Annotated in this window: 9 protein-coding genes and 1 tRNA gene; all 10 read right to left on the minus strand. The window is 30.5% G+C overall.

What is annotated here, in order from left to right; translation table 11 throughout:
• Positions 1-367: 367 nt before the first annotated feature.
• The 10 genes from lysS to L1S46_RS14270 all read right to left on the minus strand — a co-directional run bounded on the left by lysS (position 368) and on the right by L1S46_RS14270 (position 13,982).
• Positions 368-1,873, minus strand: a complete 1,506-nt coding sequence (gene lysS, locus L1S46_RS14225; RefSeq protein ID WP_238900293.1) for a lysine--tRNA ligase — start codon at positions 1,871-1,873, stop codon at positions 368-370.
• Positions 1,874-1,887: 14 nt separating this feature from the next.
• Positions 1,888-2,370, minus strand: a complete 483-nt coding sequence (greA, locus tag L1S46_RS14230) for a transcription elongation factor GreA (protein ID WP_011967468.1) — start codon at positions 2,368-2,370, stop codon at positions 1,888-1,890.
• 481 nt (positions 2,371-2,851) lie between these two features.
• Entirely contained in the window at positions 2,852-3,817 is a 966-nt protein-coding gene (gene dusB, locus L1S46_RS14235) for a tRNA dihydrouridine synthase DusB (RefSeq protein ID WP_238900294.1), read from the minus strand.
• A gap of 49 nt (positions 3,818-3,866) precedes the next feature.
• Entirely contained in the window at positions 3,867-4,667 is an 801-nt protein-coding gene (locus L1S46_RS14240) for a type III pantothenate kinase (protein ID WP_011967466.1), read from the minus strand.
• Positions 4,668-4,858: 191 nt separating this feature from the next.
• Entirely contained in the window at positions 4,859-6,529 is a 1,671-nt protein-coding gene (locus tag L1S46_RS14245) for a formate--tetrahydrofolate ligase (protein WP_238900295.1), read from the minus strand.
• A 203-nt stretch (positions 6,530-6,732) separates the two neighbouring features.
• A complete protein-coding gene (ftsH, locus tag L1S46_RS14250) occupies positions 6,733-8,541 on the minus strand; it encodes an ATP-dependent zinc metalloprotease FtsH (RefSeq protein WP_023976915.1) in 1,809 nt (602 codons plus the stop codon).
• 74 nt (positions 8,542-8,615) lie between these two features.
• Positions 8,616-9,155 carry a hypoxanthine phosphoribosyltransferase gene (gene hpt, locus L1S46_RS14255; protein ID WP_011967463.1) on the minus strand — a complete coding sequence of 180 codons (540 nt, stop codon included), beginning with the start codon at positions 9,153-9,155 and terminating at the stop codon, positions 8,616-8,618.
• Positions 9,156-9,157: 2 nt separating this feature from the next.
• Positions 9,158-10,564 (minus strand): tRNA lysidine(34) synthetase TilS, encoded by a 1,407-nt coding sequence (gene tilS, locus L1S46_RS14260; protein WP_011967462.1) that lies wholly within the window; start codon positions 10,562-10,564, stop codon positions 9,158-9,160.
• Positions 10,565-10,830: 266 nt separating this feature from the next.
• Positions 10,831-13,242, minus strand: coding sequence for a stage II sporulation protein E (spoIIE, locus tag L1S46_RS14265; protein WP_238900296.1), 2,412 nt, complete (start codon positions 13,240-13,242; stop codon positions 10,831-10,833).
• A gap of 664 nt (positions 13,243-13,906) precedes the next feature.
• A tRNA-Met gene (locus tag L1S46_RS14270) sits at positions 13,907-13,982 on the minus strand.
• Positions 13,983-13,989 lie beyond the last annotated feature (7 nt).

Below are 13,989 nucleotides of genomic sequence, written 5' to 3' on the forward strand. Positions count from 1 at the left end.
CTCGAACCTCCAACCTATCGGTTAACAGCCGAGTGCTCCACCATTGAGCTATCGCGGAACGTCATTACTTAATTTATTATATCAGTTTTTTCTAATTATGCAAGCCTTTTTCATATTTTATTTGCTTTTGCAGTTTTCAGAAATACTTATAGCTTTTCTTTCTTATCATCCGAAGAGAATAATAATTCCTATAAATACTTATGCAGCTAATAAAATATTTCTGGACTTATTATAGAATTCCAGATTTCAAATTATGTTTCTATATTTCATTTTTTACTCAACAAAAAAAAGATTCATATATGCTTTTTATACATATAGAACCTTTTTATAGAAATAAATATAATCTATTTACTTTAACTGCATCAAATTATTTCTGTGGTCTCATTGTAGGGAATAATATAACATCTCTGATTGAAGCTGAATCAGTTAAGAACATTATAAGTCTATCTATTCCCATTCCCATTCCACCTGTTGGTGGCATACCTGTTTCAAGAGCACTCATAAATTGTTCATCTAGCATATATGCCTCGTCATCTCCAAGTTCTCTCTCTTTAGCTTGTTGTTCGAATCTTTGTCTTTGAACTATAGGATCGTTTAATTCTGAGTATGCATTACAAAGTTCTCTACCAAATACAAATCCTTCAAATCTTTCAGTAAATTCAGGATTTCCTCTCTTTTTCTTTGTAAGAGGTGAAATTTCAACTGGATAATCCGTAACAAATGTAGGTTGAATCATATTTGCTTCACCAAACTCTTCATATAAAGCATTTAAAACTTCACCTTTTGTTACTGTATTTAATGGTTTGGCAAATTCTAAGTGTTTTTCCTTTGCTATAGTTTGAGCTTCATCGTCAGATTTTATTTCATTGAAATCTACCCCAGCATATTCTTTTACAGCATCAACCATAGTGATTCTTCTCCATGGTGGCTTAAAGTCTATTTCTGTACCTTGATAAGCAACCTTAGTAGTTCCATTTACTTTTTCACAAATATATGCAACCATATTTTCTGTAATTTCCATCATGTCATTATAATCAGAATATGCTTCGTATAATTCTATAGCTGTAAATTCAGGATTATGTCTTACTGACATACCTTCATTTCTAAAATTTCTTCCTATTTCATATACCTTTTCAAAACCAGCAACTATTAATCTCTTAAGATATAACTCTGTAGCTATTCTTAAATACATATCCATATCTAAAGTATTGTGATGAGTAATGAAAGGTTTTGCTGCTGCTCCACCAGCTATTGCTCCAAGAATTGGAGTTTCTACTTCTATAAAGCTTTTAGCATCTAGGAATTCTCTTATAGCTGAAATGATTTTACTTCTTTTAATAAAAGTATCCTTAACTTCTGTATTTGTAATTATATCAACTTCTCTTTGTCTATATCTTAAATCTGGATCTTTTAACCCATGCCATTTTTCTGGAAGTGGCTTTAAAGATTTACAAGTCAACTCAAAAGTATTTACATTTACTGATACTTCACCTGTTTTAGTTGTAAATACTTCTCCAGTTGCTGCAATCCAATCACCTAAATCAAAAGTTTTATATTGCTTTAAATTTTCTTCCCCAACCTTATCAATCTTTAAGAATAGTTGTATCTTACCATCCTTATCATGTATATCTGAGAAAACAACTTTTCCCTGCCCTCTTTTAGACATTAGTCTTCCTGCAACGGTTACTTCCTTACCTTCTAGTGCATCATAATTTGCCTTAACTTCCTCTGATGTATGAGTTCTGCTGACTTTATAAACATCAAAAGGATCCTTTCCAGCACCTTGTAGCTCTGCTAGTTTAGCTCTTCTCAATCCTTCCTGTTCATTATACTGAGACTCTAACTCTTGCATGCTCATTTCTTCTGTTGACATTGCTGTACCTCCAATTAACTTCTACTTATTCCTAGTATTTCGAATTTATTAACTCCGTCTGGAACTGTTACCTCTACTACATCACCAACTTTTTTACCAACTAGTGCATTTCCAACCGGTGATTCGTTTGATATTTTAAAATTCATAGGATCCGCTTCTGCCGAACCTACTATTGAATACTCTACTTCTTCATCAAATTCATAATCTTTAACTTTTACCTTTGATCCAACTGAAACAATATCACTTGGAATCTCTGATTCATCTACAACCACTGCATTTTTAAGCATATTTTCTAATTGAATTATTCTTCCTTCTGTAAATGCTTGGTCGTTTTTAGCTTCATCATACTCAGAATTTTCACTTAAATCTCCGTATCCTAAAGCAATTTTTATCTTTTCAGTTATTTCTTTTCTTTTTACTGTTTTTAGATATTCTAATTCACTTTCTAATTTCTTAACACCTTCATAAGTCATAACATATTGTTTTGATTGGCTCATATACTTTAACTCCCCTTTAAAACCTTCTATATTATTTATTTTAGTTATTGATTATAATCTTTATTTTGATAAATTATCTATTAAATAAATCTTTTTAAGCAATCTCTTATTATATCGTTAACAGAGAGCACCTATAAATTTATAATAATTTGAAAAATATTTCAATCTGAAAATCATTTAACTTATTATAAATCAGCATATTTCATATGTCAATAAATCCTAATTTGAAGCAATTCGCTCCATTAGTTAGCAACTAATTCGGAACAACTTTACTCATAGCTATGATTGCTGTGAATCAACCATTAAATAAACCTAGTTTAAATATTAATATAAAAGTAAATTAGTAAAACATAAATTATAATTTTTACACAAAAATTAATACTCATATTTATACTAGATTTATTATTAAACCAAATTACATTTTTCTAAATATTAATAATATGCTTGAAACAATTAAATAATTCTAGTTATACTTACAAAACTATAATTCATCTTGATATTTTCTTAAAGCTTCAATAACTTTTTCACTATCATTTATAGTATTAATCTTATTTTTAAGTTCTGTGCATCTTGGAAGTCCTTTAATATACCATGATGCGTGTTTTCTCATTTCTCTTATCGCTTTAAATTCCCCATCATATTTTATTGCTAATTCGTAATGCCTAATACACATTTCAATTTTTTCATTATCTGAAACTTCTTGAATTACTTCTCCATTAAGCAAATTATTTATCTGTCTAAATATCCATGGATTTCCTTGACTTCCTCTTGCAATCATTATTCCATCACAATTTGTAGTTCTTTTCATTCTGACAGCATCTTCTGGAGAAAATACATCTCCATTTCCTATTACAGGAATTGAAACACTATCCTTAACTCTCTTTATTATGTCCCAATCTGCTTTCCCTTGATACATTTGTTTTCGTGTTCGTCCATGAACAGCAATAGCATCTGCTCCAGCTTGTTCCATCCCTTTTGCAAATTCTACTGCATTAATATTATCTTCATCAAATCCTTTTCTAAACTTGACAGTAACAGGTTTGGTTGAAACTTTTTTTATAGTTCTAACGATATCGTATGCAAGTTCCGGTTCTTTCATTAATGCAGATCCCTCTCCATTTTTAACTATTTTGGGAGCTGGGCATCCCATATTAATATCAATTATACAAATATCTTCCCTGTTATTTAAATATTCCTCACAAATTCTAGCCATCACATCTGGCTCTCTACCAAATATCTGGGCCGCAACTGGTTTTTCTTCATCTGCTATTCTAAGTAAGGTTTGTGTATTCTCGCTTCCATAATATAATGCTTTAGCACTAACCATTTCGGTGTAAACCAAACCGCATCCCATTTCCTTACATAATCCTCTAAATGATATGTCAGTTACTCCTGCCATAGGTGCTAGAAATATATTGTTTTCAAAGGTTAAATTCCCTATCTTCATTGTAGAATATACTCCTTACATCTTGTATAAATCTCAATTTCCATATAATTTATCTTTGGGAAATCTCTATTTCTTTGTTTTTTTCATATAATATTTTTAATCCTTCTAGTGTTAAATCCGAATCAACCTTATCAATAACATCAGTCTCTTTAGCTATTAAATTTGCTAATCCACCTGTTGCTAATACAAAAGGTTCTTCCTTATACTTAGAATTTTTCATTTCTTGTTTCATTTTTTTCACTATATATTCAACTTGCCCAATATAACCAAATATAATACCAGATTGCATACTTGATACAGTATTTTTGCAAATCATATTTTTTGGTACTTCTAATTCTACTCTAGGAAGCTTAGCTGCTCTTTCAAATAAAGCATCTGCCGAAATTCTAATTCCAGGACATATGCATCCTCCAAGATAATCTCCATTTGCTCTTACTGCACAAAAAGTTGTAGCTGTTCCAAAGTCTATTATTATAACTGGTCTCTTGTAAATTTCATATGCAGCAACAGCATTTACTATTCTATCTGCTCCAACTTCTCTTGGGTTATCATATTTAATATTTATTCCAGTTTTCACTCCTGGTCCAACTATTATAGGTTCGTGACAAAAACATTTTCTTAACATATTTTCTAAAGAATGCATTATATTAGGAACAACAGAAGAAACTATAACTCCAGTAATATTTTTAGGATCAATGTCACTTAAGTTAAATAGTTGCATAACTTGTATACCATACTCATCTGAAGTTTTATTTCCTTCACTTGAAATACGCCAACTAGCTATATACCTTTCTCCATTATGTACTCCCAAAACAATGTTAGTATTACCTGCATCAACAAGTAAAATCATAGAAAGCACCACCTTAATATAGTTAAATTAAAAGCAGCCCGAAGAGCTGCCTTAATTTTGAAATTGACTAAAAAATAACAATATAATTTTAACAATTATATTTAATTTGTCAAGAGTTTAAATGTGATTTTAGATTAATACCACCATTTTCTAGCTTCTGTTTTCACCTTAAATACACATATATGCATTCATTAGAATAATCCTATTATTTCCCCACTTTTTAATACATCCATCTTATTTGCTGCTGGTACCTTTGGAAGGCCAGGCATAGTCATTATGTCACCTGTCTGAACCACTATAAATCCAGCTCCATTTGATACTCTCACTTCTTTAACTGTAATATCAAATCCTGTAGGTCTAGCTAAAAGACTAGGATTATCTGATAGTGAATATTGCGTTTTTGCCATACATATAGGAAGTTTATCTAACTTAAACTTTTCTAATTCGTCAATTTGTTTTTTTGCTGCTGGAGTATAATTAACTTTATCTGCTCCATAAATTTTACTAGCAATTGTAAATATTTTCTCTCTAATAGATTTTTCCTTATCATATATAGGCTCAAAATTTGATTCACTATTCTCTAGTGCATCTAACACTATATTGGCAAGGTCAATTCCACCTTCACCACCTTTAGCCCACACATCACACAATGCTACTTTAACCCCAATTCTATCGCAAAAATCTTTAATGAATTCCACTTCTTCCGAGCTATCTGTAACAAATTTATTTATTGCAACAACAGGTGTGATTTTAAACTTCTTTATATTCTCTATCTGTTTTTCCAAATTAGCAATTCCATCTTTTAGTGCTTCAACATTTGGGATATTTAATTCAGTCTTAGCTACTCCGCCATGATGCTTTAATGCTCTTATAGTCGCAACAACTACAACACATTCAGGTTCTAAATTACCATATCTACATTTAATATCAAAGAACTTCTCTGCACCTAAATCTGCTCCAAATCCAGCTTCTGTTATGACAACATCTCCCAACTTTAAAGCAAGCTTAGTTGCCATTATAGAATTACATCCATGAGCAATATTAGCAAATGGTCCTCCATGTATTAATGCAGGAGTATTTTCTAATGTTTGAACCAAGTTAGGCTTAATCGCGTCTTTCATTAGTAACGCCATAGCTCCTTGTATTTCTAATTCCTTAGCATAAACAGGATTTCCATCTAAATTATATGCAATTACTATATTACCCATTCTTTCTTTCAAATCTTCTAGATCACTTGCTAAACATAATATAGCCATTATTTCAGATGCAACAGTTATATTGAATCCATCTTCTCTAACAAATCCATTAACCTTTCCACCCATCCCAACAATGATATGTCTTAACGCTCTATCATTCATATCCATTACTCTTTTAAATACAATTCTTCTAGAATCAATTCTTAAAACATTACCTTGGTGAATATGATTATCTATTGCTGCTGATAACAAATTATTAGCAGATGTAATAGCATGCATATCTCCAGTAAAATGAAGATTAATATCTTCCATAGGAACAACTTGAGCATATCCTCCCCCAGCTGCTCCACCCTTAATCCCGAAGACCGGTCCTAATGATGGCTCCCTTAATGCTATAACGGCTTTCTTCCCAATCCTGTTTAAAGCCTGACCAAGCCCTACTGTAACTGTTGACTTTCCTTCTCCTGCAGGAGTTGGATTTATAGCTGTTACCAAAACTAACTTTCCGTTATTATTATTTTTAACCTTATCATATACATCTAAAGATATTTTACACTTATATTTTCCATAGTACTCTATATCATCTTCGCAAAGTCCCAATTTTTCAGCCACATTTTTTATCGGCTCCATCTTTGCCTCTTGAGCAATCTGAATATCACTTTTCATTTGAAATCCCTCCTAAATATAAACCCAAAATCATACTTAATATAATTTATTATATCATTTCACTATACATAATAAAAGTTTTTTCGAATAATAAGTATAAATGAACTCCTAATATTCGTATTAATATGAATATTCTATGATTCTACATATAAAAAATTAAATGGCTATTTCAAACCCATTTTGTGCTTGAAATAGCCTTTGTATTAATTATTTACAAAAATATCTTCGAATTCTTCTGCATCAAGTTTTTCTTTTTCAATTAAAGCTTTTGCAACAGCATGTAATTTGTTTATATTTTCTTTTAGAAGCTTATTAGCTCTATCATAAGCCTCATCTATAAATTTCTTTATTTCTTTATCTATTTTAGAACCTATCTCTTCGCTAAAGTTTCTCCCCTTACCTAAGTCTCTTCCAAGGAAAACTTCATCATGCCCTGAAGTACTAAATGATATAGTTCCAATTTCTTCGCTCATACCATAATCCATAACCATACTTCTAGCTATATGACTTGCTCTATCTATATCATTTTTTGCACCAGTACTTATATCTCCCATAATCAATCTTTCAGCAACTCTTCCACCTAGGAGTCCAACCATCTCATCTTTTAATTTAGACTTAGATGTATAAGAAGTATCCTCCTTTGGAAGATGCATAGTATATCCACCAGCTCTACCTCTTGGAATTACACTTATTTCGTGAACCGGATCACAGTGTGGAAGCAATCTCATAACAACCGCATGACCTGCTTCATGATAAGCCGTTAATTTCCTATCATGTTCAGTTATTACCCTACTCTTTTTCTCAGGACCTGCAATTACTTTTGTTATTGCTTCTTCCATCTCAGACATAGAAATTTGTTTTTTGTCTTTTCTAACAGCAAGTAATGCCGCTTCATTTGTTAAGTTTTCTAAATCTGCTCCCGAAAACCCTGGAGTTCTTCTAGCAAGGACATCTAACTTCACATCATCATTTAGTGGTTTCTTTCTTGTATGAACTTTAAGAATTTCCTCTCTACCTTTTACATCTGGAGCTCCAACAATTATTTGCCTATCAAATCTTCCTGGTCTTAATAACGCTGGATCTAATATATCAGGCCTATTTGTTGCAGCTATCATTATGATACCTTCATTAGCACCGAATCCATCCATTTCAACAAGAAGTTGATTTAATGTCTGTTCTCTTTCGTCATGTCCTCCACCTAAGCCTGCACCTCTCTGTCTTCCAACTGCATCAATTTCATCTATAAATACTATACAAGGTGAATTTTTCTTTGCTTCTTCAAATAAGCTTCTAACTCTCGATGCACCAACACCAACAAACATTTCAACAAAATCTGATCCTGATATACTAAAGAATGGCACGCCTGCCTCTCCCGCTATCGCTTTTGCAAGTAATGTTTTTCCAGTCCCAGGAGGCCCAACTAATAAAACCCCTTTAGGAATTCTTGCGCCTATCTGTATATACTTTGATGGCAATTTTAAAAATTCAACAATTTCTTCAAGCTCAGCTTTCTCTTCATCCGCACCTGCTATATCTTCAAATGTAACTGTTTGTGTATCTGGAGTTACCATTTTAGCTTTGCTTTTACCAAAATTCATAACCCCTCTTCCACCACTTCCGCTTTGGGATTGTTGAGTAAATATAAATAGGAATATAAATATAAATACTGCCATTAATATAAATGGAAGTAATGTTGCTATCCATGTTGCATTATTAGATGGTTTCTCAAAAACGACTTTAACATCTAATTTAGGCTGATTTACTATAAGCGAACTAACAAGTTCACCCGGAGCAATAGTAACAAAACTTTTATTATCAGTAGTTTTTCCTTCTATAGTCATGCTGTCTTCCTTGACTAAGATACTTTCTATTTCATTTGAATTCCACTTTTGTATAAATGAACTATAAGTTATCTCATTAGAACCTTTTCCTGTTTGCCACATAGTAACTGCTGCTAAAATCAGCATAACTGAGCATACAATCCATACAGCCGCACTTGAATATTTTTTCATTCAAGGCCCCCCTCTCTCATCATATTTAAAATTTTACCATAGGAATATTTTTATTACAATTAAATTTGAACTTTCTATTTTTCATATACTTCAGGCTTTAATATCCCTATAAAAGGTAAATTTCTGTATTTTTCAGCATAATCTATTCCATAACCTACTATGAATCCATCAGGAACCTCAAATCCAATATATTTAACATCTAAATCAGATTTACGCCTCGCTTGCTTATTTAGTAATGCAACTATTTCTATACTATTTGCTTTTCTCGCTTTTAAATATTTAAGTAAATATGTTAATGTTACTCCTGTATCAACGATATCCTCAACCACTAAAATATCTTTTCCTTCTATACTATTATCTAAGTCTTTTAATATTCTTACGACACCAGATGTTTCTGTAGAACTTCCATAGCTTGAAACTGCCATAAAATCTATTTCACATTTAATAGATATGTTTTTTATTAGCTCGGCAGCAAATATTACTGATCCTTTTAAAATACCAACTATAAGTAAATCTTTTCCTCTATAATCTGTACTTATTTCACTTGCAAGTTCTTTAATTCTCTTACTTAAAATTTCTTCTGAGTATAGTATCTCTTGTATATCTTGTTTCATATTTAATATTCCTTTCTTTGAACGACTACTTTTAATATATTCGTACTTTTACTTGTAAGTTTATATTCTTCTGAGATTCTAATTCCAATAACCCATGCAATCCTTTCATCAAAGCATAAAATAGGGATGCATTCTCTTTCATTCTTAGGAATCTTCATATCAATAAAAATATCTTTTAATTTTTTGCTACCACTCATTCCTAGTGGAATAATTTTATCTCCATTCTTTCTATTTCGTATTGAAATATTATTATTAATTTTATCAAAATCAAAATACTTAACGAAATCTCCTTGCTTTAAGTTTATAGAATTTTCATTATAACCATTAATTATAGAAAATTGAATAACATACTTATGAAACTCAACTGTATTTATATATATGTTATCTTTACCTAAAATTATTTCTTCTTTTTTACTATTTATATCTGATTTTTTTGTCTTTGTTTTTATGTATATATCTCCATAAACATTTTCAGCACAAACTCCATTTGGAAGATGCACTAACTTTCCAGAGTATTTTTGAGCCAAACAAGATATTTCATATATATGCTTAACTTCAAAATCGTAATTAGACTTTGAATACCTTGTTAACGCATGCCTTAATACTCTATTAACCAAAGGTTCTTCCTCTTTAAATATTTCCTTTTTTATTATAAAATAATCATTACATTCCATACAATATTTATTGTATAAACCAGCGGATAATTTTTCAAGGAATTCATTATCTTTTTGCAATAATGTAGACATCCTATTCAAAGTCTGTACTATATCTTCATTAAAATTTTCTTTCATATATGGCAATATATCTAATCTTATTTTATTTCTATTATAAATTTTTTCAAAGTTAGTTTTATCGATTCTTGGATTTAAGTTCTTTAGTTTTACGTAGTTTTCTACTTCTTCTCTACTCAAGCATAAAATAGGTCTTATTATTTTATCATCTCTAGAAGCCCTAATTCCTCCCAACCCTTCAAGGCCTGTTCCTCTCATAAGCCTAAATAAGACTGTCTCCGCCTGATCATTTGCATTATGCGCAGTAGCAATCTTATTAAAGCCTTCTTTTTCTAAGATTTCATCAAAAAAATCATATCTAGCATTCCTCCCAGCCATTTCCGAAGACAACTTACTTTCCTTAGAATAAGCATTAATATCTACACGTTTGACAAAACATTTTATTCCCATATCATTGCATGTATTAATGACATATCTCTCATCTTCAAATGCATCTTCGCCTCTTAAAAGATGATTTAAGTGTGCAGCAGCTATACTTATATTTAATTTTTCTCTTAGCTCAAATAAAACATTCAAAAGACATATAGAATCTGGTCCTCCAGAAAGAGCAATCAAAATTTTATCATTGGGTTTAATAAGGTTATTGTCTTTTATATAAGACAGTACTTTTCTATACAAAAATAACACTCCTACTTATTTATTATTATGTCATATACAATTCCGCTTCTTATATTTTACGTATATATGTTCTAAATGTAAACATTATTGCTTCAATTTAACAGTTCAAAACTCATTCTATATAAATATAACATTATTCTTAAAAACAATCTTATTTATTTACTTAAATATGAAACAAATATAAATAGCTGTTTCAAATTTAACTTACGATTTAAATTTTTGAAACAGCTATTTATAATATTTTAATAACTTATTGCATGATAATCTTAGCTATCTAAATAAACTTTTGAAACTACTACTGTCATATCATCTTTAATTGTTCCATTACTTAATTTTTTCGCTCTTTCTAGCACCTTTTCTGACAGTTCTCTAGGATCTGAATTAATTGTCTTTAAATAGTCTTCAATCCAAGTTGATTTTCCAGAGTTTGATTTATCTATATCTAAAATACCATCGCTAACATTAATTAAAATATCACCAGGTCGTAGCACTTCTCTTATAACTTCCACGTCCACTTCATCTACAAGTCCAAAAGGTAAATTCTTAGAATTAATAGATATTACATCACGGCCTCTTTTTATAAAGCTAGGTGCTGCGCCTATCTTTACAAATATTGCATTACCATTATATAAGTCAATTCTATTTAAATCTAAAGTTGCATATTTTTCATCTTCCGAAAATCTCATTCCCATTATAGAATTAACTGTGTTGACCGTTATATCTTCATCGAACCCTGCTTCAATAAGCTTTTCTACCAAATCAACAGTTGCTTTGCTTTCTTCCTTAGCCTCTGGTCCAGACCCCATCCCATCACTTAGAATTGTCATATACGTTCCATTTCTTGTCCTTCCAAAACTATAACTATCACCTATTTGAGTTTCTCCACCTTTTGGTTCCATTGCACCATAAGACACCATATAATACTTTGGTTTTTCTTCTATCGTTATAATACATTCATTTGTCTGTGGATTTATTTTACAACCATCATCCCCAATACATAATTTCATTCTCATAGCACTGCTCAATAGAGAAACTATGTTTTTTCCATAATAATCAGCTCCTTCGCAATTATTTACACTTAATCTAATCTTAACCCTACCGCTTTTATCTATATAGCAAAAAATATCATTGTAATATATGGAGTTTTTATTCAGTATACGTTTCGTCAATCTTTCTAAATCAGTATCTATTCTAACCTCCTTTTTAAAATCATTAAGAAGATTATCTAAAGTACACGATATGTTAGTTATATGGGATGATAATATATTTCTTCCTTCTGCTAACCTTTCCTTTATTGATTCATTTACATTATAATTAGTTACAATCCCTTCTGCATTTTTTAAAAGTGTAAAATTCTTAATACATCTTTTTTGCAAATCCATAGGAATTGCTAATTTGCCCTCCTCTTTACTTTGAATTAACATTTGAAAAGAGTTAAATGTTTGATGAAACTCTCTTTCCCAACATAAAGGTCTATTTTCGCAGCTTGAACAACTTCTATCTGCCAAGTTTTCTACCAATGCACTCCCTTTCGATTTAATCAATAAATTTTCATTATCATTGTTAGTTAATAAGCATCTTGATACATTTGTAAGTACACTTGTAAGTTCTTTTAATTTAAAAGTAAATTCCTCCTTTATTGCATTCAATTGAATTTCGCCTAAAGATGCTTTCTTTCTATATGGATTTATCTCAATTTCAATACTTGTAAATACAGGTTTTGGAACACACAAAAATAAAACAGAACTAGTAAGAACCTCAACTCCCAACTTCAATGTTACTGCATTAGAGTACAAAGCTAATGCAGTATAAATTATTATACCTGATAGTATTGAAAATATTTTCCCCGTATCTTTAAATATGCCAACAATTAAGCCTCCAACTCCAAAAAAGGCTACACTATACATCATGTCATTTGAAGCAACTCCAAGCATTATACCCATAGAAACTCCAATCATAGTTCCATATGTTGCGCCACCTACATACGCAATTGTCAAAACTAATGTAAGTGCGCATATATTTCTTATAGAGTAATTACTAATATTTATATTACCTATTCCTGCAACTAATAAACACAAAAATATTCCAACACTTACTATTTCCTCCGAAGAAAAGAAGTAATTAGTATTAATCTCTTCCAAAGAATTTAACGCATACTTTATAACATAATATATGGGCAATACAATTAATGTCTGTATTAAACATAAAGTTATATTTACGCCAAGTTCATATTTATTAACTAGTAAACCATAACAAAAAAAACTACTTAGAATTATTACAAAACCCACTAATTCTTTTTTTCTATTTTTAGCTGATGCTATAAACACATAGTAAATTGTAACTAAAGCTACAGATACTAAATATACATAACCGTCTGTCAGTAAACTACTTATTGTTAGATATCCTATAGCGATTCCTATCGCCACAGTTAAACTATTTCTCCTATTCTCTTTTGTAACTACAGCTATCAAATACGCAATTCCTATTGGCGCTATACCAAGACTATCTGATTGATTTAATAATAAATTTACTCTACCGAGCAAGATTCCTGACATTAGAATAATCCCTAACTTCACTATAGATGTTTTCATCCATAACTTTTTTCTTAAGTTTTCTACTCTAGTTATTCCTTCATACTTATCCAACCCTAATCCATACTGCACATTAGCTCGCCTCATTTCCAAATAATGTAACTTGATTATAGCATCATAACCTTACGATAAATGTCATAAGGTGTTTATCGTATAAAGTTTTCGTAGGACAACTTCATCTATATTTCTCTAATATCTAATGATTTAATAGATTATTTTCTTTATTACATTTTGATCTAATATCATACTTAGTCAAGGTAAATCAAGATATCTGGCTAATTATTAAAATTAGAACGTTATAATTAATTTGTCGTTAATCTTATTTTATTAGAAATTTATATATAAAATATTTTTCATAAAATTATAAATCGTGAATACACTTTTTAATTACTCCTTAAAATAATATTTTTTACGATTATTCTCGGATTTTCTTGGCTTAAGTGACCAAAATTCGTATTCAGTAATCAATCTTATGACAAGTTAACTTACAGTACTCAAAATATTAAGTACTAAAAAAAGCCTAACATAAGTGTAGTCATCTACATTCATATTAAACTTCTATCTATAACTAATTTAAACACCATGTTAGAAAAGTAAACTTTAAATATCTCATTCTTAGCATTATAAATCGATGCTAAAGTTTTCTTCTCAATGGCTAGGAATTTATTCAGAATATTATACCTTTATCTTATACTTCATATAATAAATATTTTCCAAACAAAAAAAGACCTGAGCTATTGCTTAAGTCTTATGGTTGCGGAGGCAGGACTTGAACCTACGACCTTCGGGTTATGAGCCCGACGAGCTACCAACTGCTCCACCCCGCGATATTAT

It is taken from the genome of Clostridium sp. YIM B02500, from assembly GCF_022324665.1.
Lineage (GTDB): Bacteria > Bacillota > Clostridia > Clostridiales > Clostridiaceae > Clostridium > Clostridium beijerinckii.